The sequence below is a fragment of the Methanoplanus limicola DSM 2279 genome (genome assembly GCF_000243255.1).
GTDB lineage: Archaea > Halobacteriota > Methanomicrobia > Methanomicrobiales > Methanomicrobiaceae > Methanoplanus > Methanoplanus limicola.
This window is the reverse complement of record NZ_CM001436.1, coordinates 951,097-967,683: the sequence shown is the minus strand read 5'-3', so window position 1 is coordinate 967,683 and position 16,587 is coordinate 951,097. Positions and strand designations below refer to the sequence as shown.

Annotated in this window: 5 protein-coding genes; 2 read left to right on the top strand and 3 right to left on the bottom strand. The window is 46.2% G+C overall.

Annotated features, from left to right (window positions below; all coding sequences use genetic code 11):
• Positions 1-48 precede the first annotated feature (48 nt).
• On the top strand, positions 49-11,034 hold the full coding sequence (locus METLIM_RS04650; protein WP_048145600.1) for a PEGA domain-containing protein: 10,986 nt from the start codon (positions 49-51) through the stop codon (positions 11,032-11,034).
• A 336-nt stretch (positions 11,035-11,370) separates the two neighbouring features.
• Here METLIM_RS04650 and METLIM_RS04645 read toward each other — a convergent pair whose 3' ends face one another.
• The 3 genes from METLIM_RS04645 to METLIM_RS04635 all read right to left on the bottom strand — a co-directional run bounded on the left by METLIM_RS04645 (position 11,371) and on the right by METLIM_RS04635 (position 15,506).
• On the bottom strand, positions 11,371-14,112 hold the full coding sequence (locus METLIM_RS04645) for a cation-translocating P-type ATPase (RefSeq protein ID WP_004076775.1): 2,742 nt from the start codon (positions 14,110-14,112) through the stop codon (positions 11,371-11,373).
• A gap of 273 nt (positions 14,113-14,385) precedes the next feature.
• Complete coding sequence (locus tag METLIM_RS04640) at positions 14,386-14,973, bottom strand: VTT domain-containing protein (protein WP_083824930.1); 588 nt, start codon at positions 14,971-14,973, stop codon at positions 14,386-14,388.
• A 35-nt stretch (positions 14,974-15,008) separates the two neighbouring features.
• Entirely contained in the window at positions 15,009-15,506 is a 498-nt protein-coding gene (locus tag METLIM_RS04635; RefSeq protein WP_004076773.1) for a flavodoxin domain-containing protein, read from the bottom strand.
• Between the two features lie 155 nt (positions 15,507-15,661).
• Here METLIM_RS04635 and METLIM_RS04630 point away from each other — a divergent pair, with 155 nt between their 5' ends.
• Positions 15,662-16,555, top strand: coding sequence for an HdeD family acid-resistance protein (locus METLIM_RS04630; protein WP_004076772.1), 894 nt, complete (start codon positions 15,662-15,664; stop codon positions 16,553-16,555).
• Positions 16,556-16,587 lie beyond the last annotated feature (32 nt).

Here is a 16,587-nt window from a genome sequence, read left to right as displayed (position 1 = left end):
GTAGATATTATGAAACCGGGTAAACTCTTCTTGATTTTGGGTATTTTAATGATTTTACTCTGCACTGCGAATGCGGCGGCAGAACCGATTCAAATTGGAAAGGCGTATATACAGACCGAACTTCCCGACAGCGGAGGGAGATGGCAGGGTGTTGACGGTCCGGTTACCTGGCAGATGGACCCGACACCGCTCTTTATGGATGAATCGTCTGTAGGAGACAGCATGCGGAACGGAAGCCTTGTGGAGAGGCTCCATTCATGGGCCGGTTTTATGATCTGGCCGAACAGCACTCTTACCTATTATATGCAGGAACCAAAGTCCGGGGTATTTGCACCATGGGAGAATTCATTTATTCAGGATAACATCTATGCTGATCCGCTAAGTCTGACCTTCACTGCAAGTGAATTTTCAAATAAAAATAATGACGGGAGGGTTACAGGTCCTGTATTCTCCATGTCGATTCCGGTAGCGGGCGTGGGAAAAAATACTACTTTTCCAGTTGAGAACTCGTCATACCATGTAGTACAGAACGGCTGGTGGTACTCAGGTCTGAGGGTATTCCCGGCAGATAATGTAGGAGCGACAGATCCTTCATGGGGCAATGATTTCCCCGACAATCTCATTGCAACACGGATGGGCGACTGGGATATCGATTTCCTGCTTCAGAATAAAAGCAGCAGTGATAACCTGGAATTTACGATGGCACAGGGATCGCCATTTTCATGGTTCACCTGGAATAATCCGGGAAGCGGGGAGATGATGGCATGCAAGTTCTACACAGGTGCCCCTTTTAACGCTGCACTTCATGGAACTGAAATGTCAGGCCGTGCATATGTCAATATAAGCGTGGTTGATACAGGTATTCCAGATCTCGGGTGTGTACTTGTCGGAACAAACCAGGATATACTCTCCCAGGATACGACACCTACATCCACAGTTACGAACTGGAACTATTTTGCCGTATTCTATAATAAAAGTGAAATGGATTTTGTCAATGATACCCAGGGGATATCCCTTATTCCGAAAACAGCCGGCTGCGAGAAATGCCACTTCGTTATTGCCGGACTTCCGGTTGTTTCATATCCTAAGGGAATAGTCAACCGGGATGAATTTACTCCCACAAAGGAAGAGGCACTCTCCGAGTCAGAGGACTGGGCGAAGGTAATTGCCCCTTATGCCTTCAACTATATCACAGATACAGAGATCTCTTATACGGTCGATCATGACGAAGGCCTGTTGCATACGACCTATCAACCTACTACTGAAAAGATGGGACCCACGGGTTCCGGTGTAGGAGATGAGACGGTTCTGTGCCTCCAGAGGCATCAGTATGAAAGCTTTGCTGACGGAAGGGATGAAGATGTTTTCGACGGCGATTTGGATTCCTTAACCCTCAGACCGTCATCGCCCGGAAATTGGGTGGACAAGATGCCTTCTGTGAATAACGGCCATTATCAGTACTGGTCAGCCAAAGGCAAACTCCTTCCAATTGCAGCGGACGGTTTCTCGACGACCTATGTATTCAACAACTTTATTCCTTTCATGCCGTTAGTTGATGAATACGCCTCCAACGGCGATCAGTTACTCTGGAATATAATCAACTGTGACGAGGACAGTTATACGAACAAGAATACCGGGGACTATCCTCCATATGGAACGGAACTTGACGGCGGCGAATCCAATGCAAATTATAATTATGGATTGATTTTACGCTATATGGCCGGTAAACTGGCCGTGGAAAAGCAGTTAAGCACGCTGGCAGAGGACGAATCGGCAGTCTTGGGGCAAAGCGTTTCGGATCTGGAACCTTATGGGATGCCTGCATGGTGGGAAGGAACAGAGTGGTATAACCAGACAAATACAACCCATCGGACGTATTACGCAAACCAGTCCTTTACTCATAATATAGAAGGTATTGAGAATTTCTTCGAGATGTTTACCCGGGAAACACCTTTCCGGACAAGTAAAGACACTTCTGGAGAAAAAGATCAGTATTCTCCATATTTCTTCTTATATAATGAAACTGCCGGCGCCGTGTTTATGTACCCGGCCCAGGGCCCCTATAAAGAGGGGCAAATTAACAACTTCCCGACGACCTATAAGGCCGAATCGCCATCTGATACGCCTATGGACGGTTTCGGAAACGCCATCAACTGGAATGACGATCAATATCTTTACGGGTATTTTATTACTTCAGCCGCAATGACAGCCTTCTTCGATCAGGATTGGGCGGGCGAGGATGAGTACGGAGCATTCATCGACCAGCTGGTCATGTCGATAGCATACGACGCGGACTGCGGTCAGTTCTATACAAATGCTGACATGAAGTATTCAAAGATGAACTTCTTTGACCAGTGGAACGGACAGTCATGGACAGAGGGTTTCCCACTGAACAGCAATAATGCCCCATTGTCGGAAGGGAAAGATGACAATTCTCTGGGAGAAACTATGCAGGCATGGTCCGGGATCATCATGTGGGGTACGGCTACAAACCGCCAGGACATCACAGATCTTGGAATCTATCTCTATACAACGAACCTTTACAACAAGGAATCCTACTGGGCCGATACAACAGGTTCTTTTGTCCCTGACGCCAGTACCGTCGGTACTAAAACAGCAGCCAAATGGTCGATAAACGGTGACTATCTCCCGCAGGTCACCGGTAACTCCACCCGCCCCGTAGATTATAATGTCGGGGATACGATGTGGGACACCGCTGTTAACTGGGGTAATCCGTATATTGACTGGCCTTCCGTTCCCGAGGGCTACCCGAATGCCACCTCTCAGGTTACAAAACTGTTTATGGCCCAGGCACAGTACGGATCGGAGTTCGGACTATCACCTGTTTCCGACATGTACAACTTCTGGTTCCCGATGGGAGGATACACGCTCAATTTTGCGAGAGATCTTGAATATACCAACCTGTGGTGCAGGGCCATGGACTACAACAATAATGGTGGTTATGATTATTCTGTGGATAATGCTTCCGGCGCCAGGAGGGCGACTGTTAACGAACAGCGTGCTATTGGAGGAGTCGCTACAGCGATTAAGGACTCGGAAATTTCATACTCTCCTTACAACTGGTTCATGAACGCCATTGAGGAATCCAGGAATGAAAGCGGCCCGATAGAATACAATCTTAACTGGTTCAATACTCTCAAAGACGACTATGTGGGAGACTCGCAGACTACGTCCGAGGCCCTGACATGGTTCTGGGCGATCGATAAATACGGCACACCGGATCCATCTGTATTCGGCTATTCCGCTGCGGCTGAAGCAGGTAGTTATTCCCAGCCGTTTACTGCGGCATTCGTAGATTCTTCGGGCCGCAGGACGTATGTAGCCTGGAATCCGCATGATGTCAGCCTGGATATAAACTGGTGGAAGGTCGGAGACACAGCTACAGGCTCAGGTCTTATTTCCGGAGGTCTTACCGTTCCGGCCCAGTGGTATGCGGTTGCCCGTGACCCCATTGCTGCAGGACTCTCCGTTAGTTCTTCGTCTGACAGGAACAATCTTTCCGAAATAGGAGAGACTGTCAACTTCACGATAGATCTCACAAACACAGGTACTGTTCCACTTTCCGGTGTCAATGTAACCTACTGCCTCAGAGATTTTGATTATAAATCATCCGATCCTGCTGCTTCGGTAAGCGGCAACTGTCTTATCTGGGATGTAGGGGATCTTGAAACAGGGGGAATCAGGACATTCAATGTCTCTGCCAGTGTAGTGTCTACAGGTGGCAATGTAGCGGTAAACACGCTTCTTGCACAGGGAACCGGAGACGGGCATTTGGTAAAAGAGTCCAATATAACTACAGTGGAACTTAATCTCCCGCATATCGGTTTGACAACCGACATATCATCCCTGAGAGTTTTTCCCGGCAGGAATGTTACAATCAATATGACTTTAGAGAATCTGTATCCGAATTCATCAGGTCAGGAGCTTGGACCTGGCCTCATGATAAATTACGCATTAAATTATAAGGATCTGAGTTGTGAATACGTAAACCCTTACACAAATATTACAGCTAATGGAACAATCCAATGGGTTTATACCGGACCTGCCGAGGATATTGGTCCTGGGGTATCAAAAAACTATAGTGTTGTTCTTCAGGTATCGGAGAGTTGTGAGAGGGGAACTGAGATTCCAATTACCATCACGGCCACAGGAATTGTAGTAGGGGGCCTGGGAGAAATTGAAAAGTCTGAAACAACATTTATCCTTACTGTCGGACTCCCCAAATACAGCGGCGGAAGCGGAACTGCAGATGATCCATACCAGATAAGCACAAGTTCCGATATTAACGAATTATCCGGAAGTCCGGATGATTGGGGTAAGAATTTCACTGTCATTAATAACATCTCCATTTTTGACGATACTCTGGTTAACCCGATCGGAAACATTACACATTTATTCACCGGAAATTTCAGCGGTCAGGGCTATACCATAAGCAACCTCACGCTGAATCTGGCCGGTTCCGATAATGTCGGTCTCTTCGGCGTCCTGGGCATTAATAGTAGTATAAATAACCTGAATGTGGCGGCAGGTGCCGGAGGGGTCCATGGAAGTACTTACGTTGGTATCCTCGCCGGACATAACATGGGCTATATTATTAACTGCTCCTCTTCCGGAAACGTCACTGCGGACGGTAATTTTGCCGGCGGTCTTGTGGGGATACAGGATGCCTTCGGTTCGATAATTAACAGCTCCTCTTCCGGGACTGTCACTGCTGACGGTAATTTTGCTGGCGGTCTCTTGGGACAGGATGCCGGTGCTCCGATAATTAACTGTTATTCCACTGGAGATGCCATTGCAGGGAACGGTGGTTTTGCCGGCGGCCTTGTGGGCCAGAGTACCAACAGTCCGATAAATAACAGTTATTCCACTGGAAGTGCCACTGCCGGTGCCGGTGGTTCTGCCGGTGGTCTAATGGGAGGGGATACCGATGGTTCGATAAATAACTGTTATTCCACCGGAGACGCCATTGCAGGGAGCGGTGGTTTTGCCGGTGGTCTTTTGGGCCAGGATACCGGCGGTTCGATAAATAACTGTTATTCCACCGGAGATTCCACTGCAGAGGGCGGTTTTGCCGGCGGTTTTGCAGGGCTGGAGAACCCTGGTGGTTCTATAAATAACTGTTATTCCACCGGAGACGCCACTGCCGAGGGCGGTAATTTTGCCGGTGGTCTTGTGGGACAGAATTTATGTTCGATTACAAACAGTTTTGCAGTTGGTAATGCCTCTTCCACCACTTACGGTGGTCTTGTCGGTAGTACCGGCAGCGGCAGCGTGATTACGAATTGCTATCGTAACTATAACAGTGGTGCTAATACAGAAGGAACCCTGATCTCCAATCTGACCAAATTTATGGACTATGGCTTCCTTACCGGAACAACTCCCGACAACGGTCTAAAATGGTCGCCGGATATAATCAGCGTCAGTGCGGATACCTCAAAGATCTGGAGAGTATTTGAAGCCAAAAACAGTTATCCGGTCTTCCAGGGAGATGTTGTTGAGTATGGTATCCTTAGTGTGAATTCCACTCCGGGTGGAGCAAAAATTTACCTGAACGGGGTGGATTCAGGTTATCTAACCAATAAGACCCTGGATAAGCTTCAGGTCGGTAGCTACAATGTTACTGTCACACTCTCCGGATATGAAAGCTCAAGCCAGGAGGAGGTGAAAGTAACCCAGAACAATATTACTGCCGTCGACTTCCTGCTTTCAAGAAATGCGGGTACTCTTCAGGTCAACTCCACTCCTGTGGGAGCTTCTATCTGGCTTGACGGTGTTGATACGGGTAATGTAACCAACAGCACCTTCGTAGATCTTCCTGTTGGCAGTCATATTGTTAACCTGACTTTGTCCGGTTATGAAAATTCAAGTCAGGTTGTTGATGTAACCGTTGACAATACCACTCTGGCTGACTTTACTCTTGTAAGAAATGCGGGCACGCTTCAGGTCAATTCTACTCCTTCTGGAGCCTCAATCTGGCTTGACGGTGTTGATACCGGTAATGTAACGAACAGCACATTCCCTGACCTCTCCGTTGGCAGTCATACTGTTAACCTGACTTTGTCCGGTTATGAGAATTCCAGTAAGGTTGTTGATGTAACCGTTGACAATACCACTCTGGCTGACTTTACTCTTGTAAGAAATGCGGGCACGCTTCAGGTCAACTCCACTCCTGTTGGAGCCTCAATCTGGCTTGACGGTGTCAATACGGGTAATGTAACGAACAGCACGTTCACTGATCTCTCCGTTGGCAGTCATACTGTTAACCTGACTTTGTCCGGTTATGAAAATTCAAGTCAGGTTGTTGATGTAACCGTTGACAATACAACTCTGGCTGACTTTACGCTTGTAAGAAAAGCCGGCACTCTCCAGGTTAATTCAACTCCTTCGGGAGCTTCGATTTCACTCAATGGTATTGATACTGGTAAAACTACAAATTGGACATTCGCTGATCAATCCGTTGGAAGCTATACAGTTAATGTTACTTTGTCCGGTTATGAAAATTCCAGTAAGGTTGTTGATGTAACCTTTGACAATACAACTCTGGCCGACTTTACTCTTGTAAGAAATGCGGGCACGCTTCAGGTCAACTCCACTCCTGTTGGAGCCTCAATCTGGCTTGACGGTGTTGATACCGGTAATGTAACGAACAGCACATTCTCTGACCTCTCCGTTGGCAGTCATATTGTTAACCTGACTTTGTCCGGTTACGAGAATTCCAGTAAGGTTGTTGATGTAACCTTTGACAATACAACTCTGGCCGACTTTACTCTTGTAAGAAATGCGGGCACGCTTCAGGTCAACTCCACTCCTGTTGGAGCCTCAATCTGGCTTGACGGTGTTGATACCGGTAATGTAACGAACAGCACATTCCCTGACCTCTCCGTTGGCAGTTATACTGTGAACCTGACTTTGTCCGGTTATGAGAATTCCAGTAAGGTTGTTGATGTAACCGTTGACAATACCACTCTGGCCGACTTTACGCTTGTAAGAAATGCGGGCACGCTTCAGGTCAATTCTACTCCTTCTGGAGCCTCAATCTGGCTTGACGGTGTTGATACGGGTAATGTAACCAACAGCACGTTCACTGACCTCTCCGTAGGTCTGCACACTGTGAACCTTACCTTGTCCGGTTACGAGAATTCAAGTCAGGTTGTTGATGTCACGCTTGACAATACTACTCTGGCTGACTTTACGCTTGTAAGAAATGCGGGCACGCTTCAGGTCAATTCTACTCCTTCTGGAGCCTCAATCTGGCTTGACGGTGTCGATACGGGTAATGTAACCAACAGCACGTTCACTGACCTCTCCGTTGGCAGTCATACTGTGAACCTGACTTTGTCCGGTTATGAGAATTCCAGTAAGGTTGTTGATGTAACCGTTGACAATACCACTCTGGCTGACTTTACTCTTGTAAGAAAAGCCGGCACTCTCCAGGTCAATTCAACTCCTTCCGGAGCTTCGATTTCACTCAATGGTATTGATACTGGTAAAACTACAAATTGGACATTCGCTGATCAATCCGTTGGAAGCTATACAGTTAATGTTACTTTGTCCGGTTATGTAAATTCCAGTAAGGTTGTTGATGTCACGCCTGACAATACCACTCTGGCCGACTTTACTCTTGTAAGAAATGCGGGCACGCTTCAGGTCAACTCCACTCCTGTTGGAGCTTCGATTTCACTCAATGGTATTGATACTGGTAAAACTACAAATTGGACATTCGCTGATCAATCCGTTGGAAGCTATACAGTTAATGTTACTTTGTCCGGTTATGAAAATTCAAGTCAGGTTGTTGATGTCACGCCTGACAATACCACTCTGGCTGACTTTACTCTTGTAAGAAATGCGGGCACGCTTCAGGTTAATTCCACTCCTTCCGGAGCTTCGATTTCACTCAATGGTATTGATACTGGTAAAACTACAAATTGGACATTCGCTGATCAATCCGTTGGAAGCTATACAGTTAATGTTACTTTGTCCGGTTATGAAAATTCCAGTAAGGTTGTTGATGTCACGCCTGACAATACCACTCTGGCCGACTTTACTCTTGTAAGAAATGCGGGCACGCTTCAGGTTAATTCCACTCCTGTGGGAGCTTCTATCTGGCTTGACGGTGTAAACACTCATAAACTTACAAACGACAGTTTGAGCTTAATCCCCGGTGAATATGAACTCATGCTAACCAAGTCGGGCTACCTTAATGTAACGGCAGATGTCACCGTCACACTTGGTAATGTGACTGAGGTTTCATTTGAGATGAAGCCTGTCCCTGCAACTGTTACGCTGACTGCACCCGACGGCAGGATCGCCGAAGGCAAAGTTGCAGAATTACCCGTCAGGGCCTCTGACCTTGTCGGTGTAACTGCTATAGATTTCGCATTATCATACGACCCAACAACGGTTACAGTTGAAAATGCGAGTGCTTCGGCGTTTATAAGCGGTTCGGTCTTCAGCAGCGATATAGACAACCTTAACGGTCTGCTTACAATAAATATCTCCGATACCAACGGTCTTTCGTACTCCGGAAGTGTGGAAATTGCCGAGGTTAATTTCAGAGCTGTCGACAATGTCTTCAATCCCAGGAATACTTCAGCCCTGAACTTCACATCGGCCGACGCAGATTCTCTGACCGGGAAATGCAGTATGGTACTGCATGACGGTGAAATCCATGTCGAGAAGGTTACCGAAATCGCTGCACCTGACGGAGTACTGCCTGTAGAGTCCGAAGGTACTTTTACAATAGCCGCTTCGGATCTATATGAAGTCAGAAATGTCTCATTTGTCCTTGAATTCAACAAATCTATAATGTTTGTCGCAGATGCCACTGTCAACAGCTCAGTACCGGGCTTAACCATAGTCAGCAAGACTATCAGGAATGAAAACGGCTGGCTCCGGATAGAAGCAGTCTCAAATGACGACCTTACCGGAATTGAATCACTCATCGATCTTGAAGTCTACTCCAGGGGGATACCCGGGTATGATGACATAGAATTTGTAAATGCCTTCTGGACAAGAGACAACAGAACATATCCATTTGAAATGATGGATGACGGCTCAGTCAACATAACCCCCGTAGAGGCGGCCCTTAACAGGGATCAGTCTCTAATCGTTGAAAACATGACCTATAATGACACTACAAACGAGGTCAGTATAAATGTTGCAGATAATCACAATGCCACAGTATCTGCCGACAACACAACAATTGTCGTTACTAATCCGGGAATAGTTATCTCTATCAGGACCACCGGTCTGGTGAACAGTTCCAACACATGGAACGGTACTGCCACAGGTGCCAGCATCGGCAACATCTCGAACTCCGTCGATCTTCAGGGTGATGTGGGTTCGGTCAGTACGGGTATCAGTGCCAATATCTCCGGCAGCCTTTCCGGCCTGACCAGTCCGTCAACTCAGCTCAATATCACCATAACACGTGGAGCTGTGAATGAAAGCCAGGGGCGTGCATTCCAGCTTGCAGTATTGAACCAGCTTGATGGCGAACTTGGAGAGGTCACTTACACGATGAGGATTGATAAATCCTCGTTCGGCGGAATAAACGTCAGCAATGCGTATATAACAATGACAGCCTCCGAGGCGTATGTCACCGATCTCTGCGGCGGCCCTGATTACTTCAGAATGCTTAGTTTATCGGAGGACGGCACTGTCATTGTCCTTGATACAACATACAGTCTGGAAGGCGGGATCTATACCTTCGTCGGATTTTCACCGGATGGTTTCTCCTCCAAGGTGCTGGTGAGCTTCTCACCGCTGGCTGCGCCGGTTGCGGAGTTCTCTGCGAATCCTGTTGCAGGAAAGGTTCCGCTTACCGTTCAGTTCACTGACCTGTCAATAAACAGTCCGGTTACATGGAACTGGTCATTCGGCGACGGTGTGACATCGACTTTGAAGAACCCCGCACACATATATGCATCGACAGGGATCTATGATGTCACTCTTACGGTCAACAACTCCAAAGGCTTAGATACAATAGTCAAAAACGATTATATCACGGTTTCAAACCCGATGACTGCCGATTTCGCAGCCAATGTTACGAGCGGAAATGTTCCTCTCCCGGTATCATTCACAAGTAAATGCTCCGGCAGTCCTGCTCCGACTGCGTGGAACTGGTCATTCGGTGACGGATCGACATCGACCGTTCAGAACCCTGTGCATACGTACAGTACGGCCGGAACATATTCTGTCTCGCTGACTGCGACAAACAGGTATGGTGATGCAGCTAAGACAAAAGCAAATTATATAGCAGCCACAAGTTCCGGCGGTGGGGGTTCCGGTGGCGGAGATAGTTCCAGCGGTGATGATAATGAGATCTGGCCGGTTTCAACTGCTGTGTCTACTCCCATACCCACAACAACTCCTACTGAAAGACCTTATACAGTTCCTGAAAATTTCATAAACCTTGGAGTTCTGGCCTTCGGAGATGAGGGTCTGACTGAAGAGCCCGTTAATATATGGGCAGGCAATATGTCGGCATATCTCAGTGTGGATGCAGGTTTCTCTGTCCGCAGTTCGGACGGCAATGTTCAGAGCGAGATCGGCATGTCTGCAATACCTGAAGAGGCTGCACCTTCTGTAACAGTAATTTCCGGTCTTGAAGATCCCGTGATGCTCTATGCATATGAACTCCTTCCGGACGGAACTACTTTTACACCCGCAGCAACCCTTACTTTCATCCTCTCTGAAGAGGAGTGGAGCATGTATGGCCAGAGTGTTGAAGTCGGCTGGTTTAATGAAGATACCGGAGAATGGGAGATTCTTAAGGGACAGAAAAACACCGATGATCGGACGATCACCATTCAGGTTACACACTTCAGTACATACGCACTGTTTGCAGAGGAAGAAACCGGAGCAGCAGTCGAGCCGACTACAGCCTCAGGAACAGGCGGTGCAGCAACTAAAGAACCGGTTTCATCGTCTGCCTGGCTTATAATTTTGATTATATGCATAATTATTGCAGTTATTGGAGTGTACATCTGGGAAAAGAGAAAGAATGATTGATATGTAGCTAATATTATTAATATATTATTTTTTGTTTTTTAGTATCTTCCTTACAGTCAGATTTATACGTAAGAATTTTTGTTTTAGTTCTCTCTTTCCTCTTACCGCTGTATTAATAATATCCAGGTATTCCGTTTTATCATTTTGAGTCTCTTTTAATCAGCCCAAATGTTAATTTAGTATGATTGTATAATTGACAATGTAAATTTATAGTCGTGAATGGGACTGATTCAAACTCAGAACTAAAATGTGTTTTTTCCGGATAATTACTCATCATACCTGCCTTTCCTGAACAAAAAAAACCATTCTTTTCTTTCAGACTGCCGGCATGGTTACTCAGCAGACATTTGGAATATCCTCCCCGCATCCTGCTTCATCTTCTCCCGGCTTTTTAGGGGTATTTTTTTCTCTTTTTGTCCGTATCCTCCATTTATAGAGCTCATGCAGGACAAAGAGCAGAATCGGGAAGGGTATGAGCAGTATCAGGAATGGCAGCGGGACGTATGCCGTGTTGAAGATGTACTGTACCGGCGGAACCGTGAGGATCATGACAATCCAGATGATCTCAATGATTATAGCAACAATCAGCAGTTTATTGGTGAAAAGCCCCCTGCTGAATGCTGAATTCTCCCATGATCTAAGCGTCCAGACATTCATAAGCTGGCAGGTGATTGCTCCAAGCAGTGTCATGGTCATCGCCTGATAATGCAGCGTACTGTTTGTGATGGAGAGATCTCCGTACTGCCACCCGGAAAGGAAGAGAAATCCGAGAAATGCCACCATTGCGGCAGTCCCTTCTATCGCTCCGAGGAAGAAATATCCCCGTTTGAAGACTTCGGCATCAAGTATCCGTTCATCTTTGCCAACCGGAGGCCTGTTCATGATGTCGTCCTCCGGTTTTTCACTGCCAAGCGCAAGTCCGGGGAGCATATCTGATCCGAGATCAATGGTGAGGATCTGGATAACAGATAGCGGCAGGGGAATTCTCAGGAAGAACTGGAGAATATAGGGAACGATCTCCGGAATGTTTGACGATAATATGTAGGTCACAAATTTCTTGATGTTGAAGTAAACCGTCCTTCCCTCTTCAATAGCTGCAACTATGGAGGCGAAGTTGTCATCCAGCAGGATCATATCTGATGCCTCCCTTGCTACTTCAGTACCCTTAATTCCCATTGATATTCCGATATCAGCTTTTCTAAGGGCAGGTGCGTCATTGACGCCGTCTCCGGTCATTGCAACCACCTCCCCGTTCGTCTGAAGGAGGGTTGCAATTCTTAGCTTCTGCTCTGATCGCATCCTGGCACAGAGGACGCAGTGCGATGTCAGTGTTTCCCGGAGTTCATCATCCGGCATCCGTCTGAGTTCATCACCTGTGAGCGTGATGTCCACATGCATACCTATCTTCTCTGCGATGGCCCTTGCTGTGTTCGGGTTGTCTCCGGTAAGCATCATAACCCTGATACCGGCTCTTCTGCATTTCTTTATCGCCTCATAAACCTCTTCCCTTGGAAGATCCATTATGGCGACAAGTCCGAGCATGGTAAGCTTTTCTTCCTTCTCACCCTCCCTGAATGCAACTGCCAGGACACGGTATGCCCTCTTCTCAAAACTTTCGGCTTTCTCTAAAAATTCCCTCTTTGAAGCTTCATCATATGGAACAGCTCTGCCCTCACTGTTCATGTAATGAGTGGAGAGTGGCAGAAGAATCTCAAAGGCCCCTTTGGAAAAGAGGTAATTTCTCCCTTCATGCACATATACGGACGACATCATCTTCCGGTCACTGGTGAAGGGGAATTCGCCGGTCTTTTCATAGTCATCAGTGGCCGGCATTTTTTTGTTCGCCGCAGCAACAATTGCGAGTTCAGTCGGATCTCCGAAGTTCTCCTCTCCGGAAAAACGGGCACGGCAGTTCAGCCGGCCGGCATTCAGGAATTGCTCCAGCCGTTCTTCTGATGTATCGTTTCCGCCTGAGTATTCAAAGTCTCCCTCCTGGGAATAGCCTTCACCGGTGACAGTTATCTCCTCTCCGCCGGTAAGGTAGATCTCCCTGACCGTCATCTCATTTCTGGTCAGTGTGCCGGTCTTGTCCGTGCAGATGACTGTAGCGCTCCCAAGCGTCTGTGCAGAGTCAAGATTTTTTATGAGGGCGTTTCTCTTTGCCATATTCTGGCTTGCAAGTGAGAGGGAGAGGGTTATTGTCGGAAGCATTCCTTCCGGCACATTTGCCACAACAAGGGCCAGGGCAAATATGGCAGCCATAAGGAGACCTTTTCCTGAGAGATATCCGAGAACCAGAAAAACTGCCCCCATAAAGAGAGCTGCATAGGTGAGAATTCTTGTAATCCGGATGATCTCCTTCTGCATCGGGGTCAGTCTCTTCCGGACATTGCCTGCAAGGGAGGCGATCTTTCCAAATTCTGTATTCTCTCCGGTTGTGGTCACCAATGCAATGGCATTTCCGCTTGTGACTGTTGTTCCGGCAAAAACGGCATTTTTTGCATCAAGGGGTGATTCAGCTTCAGTTGGTTCTGTATTTCTTCGTGCCGGGCGTGATTCCCCGTTTAGGGTTGCATTATTTACATAGAGTGAATTTTCACTGATGACAACCGCATCGGCGCCGATCCTGTCGCCTTCCTCCAGTATCAGGATGTCGCCCGGAACAAGTGATACTGCCTTAATCTTCTGGTTCTCTCCGTTTCGCCTGACCGTGATCGATGACGGTATCAGTTTTCTGAGGGCTTCTACTGTTTTGTCTGCCCTGTATTCCTGCCAGAAGGCGAAGGTTGCATTGACAACCACCGCCCCGAATATGGCAAACCCTAAAATATCATATCCCTCTCCGGGGGCATACCGGTTGGCAATAAGGGAGAGAACTGCTGCAACTTCCAGGAGTATTGCAAAGAACTGGACATACTGGACAAGGTATTCTCTGACGTAGTTTTTGCCCCGCCGTTTCTCTATTGCATTATACCCGTATTTTTTCTGACGTTTTATGACTTCAGCATCGCTCAGGCCGTCAGCTGATGACTCCATTGCAGCGAGTTGTTCGTCAGGAGAGAGGGCATAGATATTCATACTCGGTATAATATGGGGTTATATTATTTGGATAAATAACTTACTGGCAGATGAGTATAATGCCTATAATTCCGGTTTAAACCTGCGGAATTCCTGAAAATAGAAAAGTGCTCCCTTATTCTCCGGTATAGAGGTCTCTATTTACATTTCAGCCTTCAATTCCGTCTGTTTCAGATTAACTGTACTTATTTTCAGGTGTATTTCCCGTGAAAACAGAGTATTTTCACAAAATCAGATCATGACATATTATTTAAGAGGCGTTAATTCTGTCATTTAAAGCCCGAGAATATTCGTAACTGAAATTATGTAAAAGGCGTTGATGAAAGACTCACCGATTAAAACTCCGGCAAGGCACTTCTTAAGCCGGATATTTAGCGATGCACTGACATAAATTATCACATCGGTATGAGTAAACGGGCAGACACTCCATCCTGCAATGACCGGAATCTCCCTTTCCCTGAAGAGGTTTCTGACCCATAAAATCTCTGCCGGAAATTTGCTCTCAAAATAATCCCCAAGCTGAAGATACCCGGAATAACGGTAAACAAGTATTGCAGATAACAAAGTTCCGGAGATATTTACAAAAAATACATGATATGGGTTGAATACCAGAATCCCTGCGATTAAAACCGGAGTTGACGGCAGAAGTGTAAGGCCCCGGAGTGATAATACAATAAAGTAAACCAGAAGGGCCGTGAAGTAATATTTCTCTGCAAATGGTCCAAATTTTAAAAAGTTAAAATATTCCGGGTTTAGACAGTAAACCGAGAGTATAATAATGACAGCAGTTACCCATATAGCAAGAACTATTTTTTGTTCAGTTCTGAAGTCCACATTCATCAGAGACTCCTGATTTATCATCTCCTGCAGGATATTTATCTGATTTCAGGAACTTTTCACAGATATTCTGCAAGGGAAAGTGTCCAATCTCTGATCTTTCTCCAGTTCCTGAAGTCGCCTTCCGGTGCTTTTACTGCTTTAACTATAATTTTATGCGGTAAAGACAGTTCCCTGTAAGTCATCTTTCCGGCAAAAAATCCTTCTAAAACTGGTTTTATCTCTCTTAAGGCCTCTTCTGAGGCCTCTTTTAGTTTATCCCTGTTCTCAGGCGTATCGTCCTTCACTGAAATTCCGGCTGAGAATACTGCAACTTTCTTCTCCTTAAGCACAGCAAGATTTCTCTTTACCATATTGGTGACCTCCGGGAGCCATTTTCCGGCATAGACCGGACTTCCAATGACTATTATGTTATAGCCTGATACGTCATTTACGTCCTTTGCCGCATATACATCTGCTGACAATCCCGTTTTTTTAAGTTCATCACCCATAAACTCAGCTATCTCGTATGTAGAGCCGTATTTTGTAGCACAGGCAATGAGTATTCTGCCACTCATAAAATCTTCTATCTGATTTATATATGGATAAATGTTGGGTTGGAAATATTCTCCGGATGAAAAATTATTTGCCCGATAACCGGCAGGTTATCTGAAAATTTTATCGACTCTGTTATTAATGTAAAGACCGATAAAATATCAGGGAGTGTGAATACTTGACAAAGCTGGATGATTTTCTTCAGCCTCTCAGCCAGGGCGTCTGGGAAGTTGAAGTTCCAAAGGAAGAGGTCACCGAACCACTTGGAGATGAGTGGCTGAAATCGGACATTAATGTGCCTTCACCTGATACAGTTGCAAGTTACCGGAAGGGAAGGTATCACGTCCATGAGACGGAAAATGAATGGCGGGTACATCTTGACAGGTATGACCCTAAAAAAAATCCCCTTCTGCATTTAATCGACGATGCACCCCTTCTTCTGATGATAAGCGACACTTTTATTACATTAATCTCGGACATCAGACGTAAGGAGTTTAAGGATACTAAAAAGGTTCTTGAGGAGCAGAAGAGGGAATGGCACCTGTTAGTCCTTGGCGGAATTTTTCTGGTTATGTTTGGTTTTCATATCATCTTTCATCCGTTTGATACATTTCTTGGAATTTTCAGCTTCATAATTCCGGCTTTAATATCAGTTCTTGGACTGGTTATGATCTTTGAACCTTTCAGAAACAGGAAACCGGAAATATTCACCTGGACAGATGTCTTCAGGGGTTTTGGTGTCTTCTTTGCCGGAATTGTGGCATTTGATCTCCCTCTTCAGTTGTGGGTTACATTTCTGATGGCAGTTTTGGGTTTATGGATGCTTGCAAGCGCTCTTATGCTTCTTATGCGTGTGAAAAAAGGCAGGAGTGCCGTTCCTGAAGGTTTCATAAGCCGGATGATAATTGCTCTGATCTCGCTCCCTCTTTCGGTTTATATGTTCATTGAACCGGTTACAATAATAGGAATTTTGCTTATTACTCTCGGCTTTATAACGTCCCTTATCGGCCTTCTGCTCTTCGTAAACGGAATCAGGCTCTGGAGGGTTATGAAGAGACAGATAAATTTATAATTTTTTTTGCTTTTGCTTTGATATTCAAAAAG

Bases quoted from the DNA above. Each gene is read 5' to 3' on its own strand.
- METLIM_RS04635 (WP_004076773.1), bottom strand. From the start codon at position 15,506: ATGAGTGGCAGAATACTCATTGCCTGTGCTACAAAATACGGCTCTACA.
- METLIM_RS04640 (WP_083824930.1), bottom strand. From the start codon at position 14,973: ATGATAAATCAGGAGTCTCTGATGAATGTGGACTTCAGAACTGAACAA.
- METLIM_RS04645 (WP_004076775.1), bottom strand. From the start codon at position 14,112: ATGAATATCTATGCCCTCTCTCCTGACGAACAACTCGCTGCAATGGAG.
- METLIM_RS04650 (WP_048145600.1), top strand. From the start codon at position 49: ATGATTTTACTCTGCACTGCGAATGCGGCGGCAGAACCGATTCAAATT.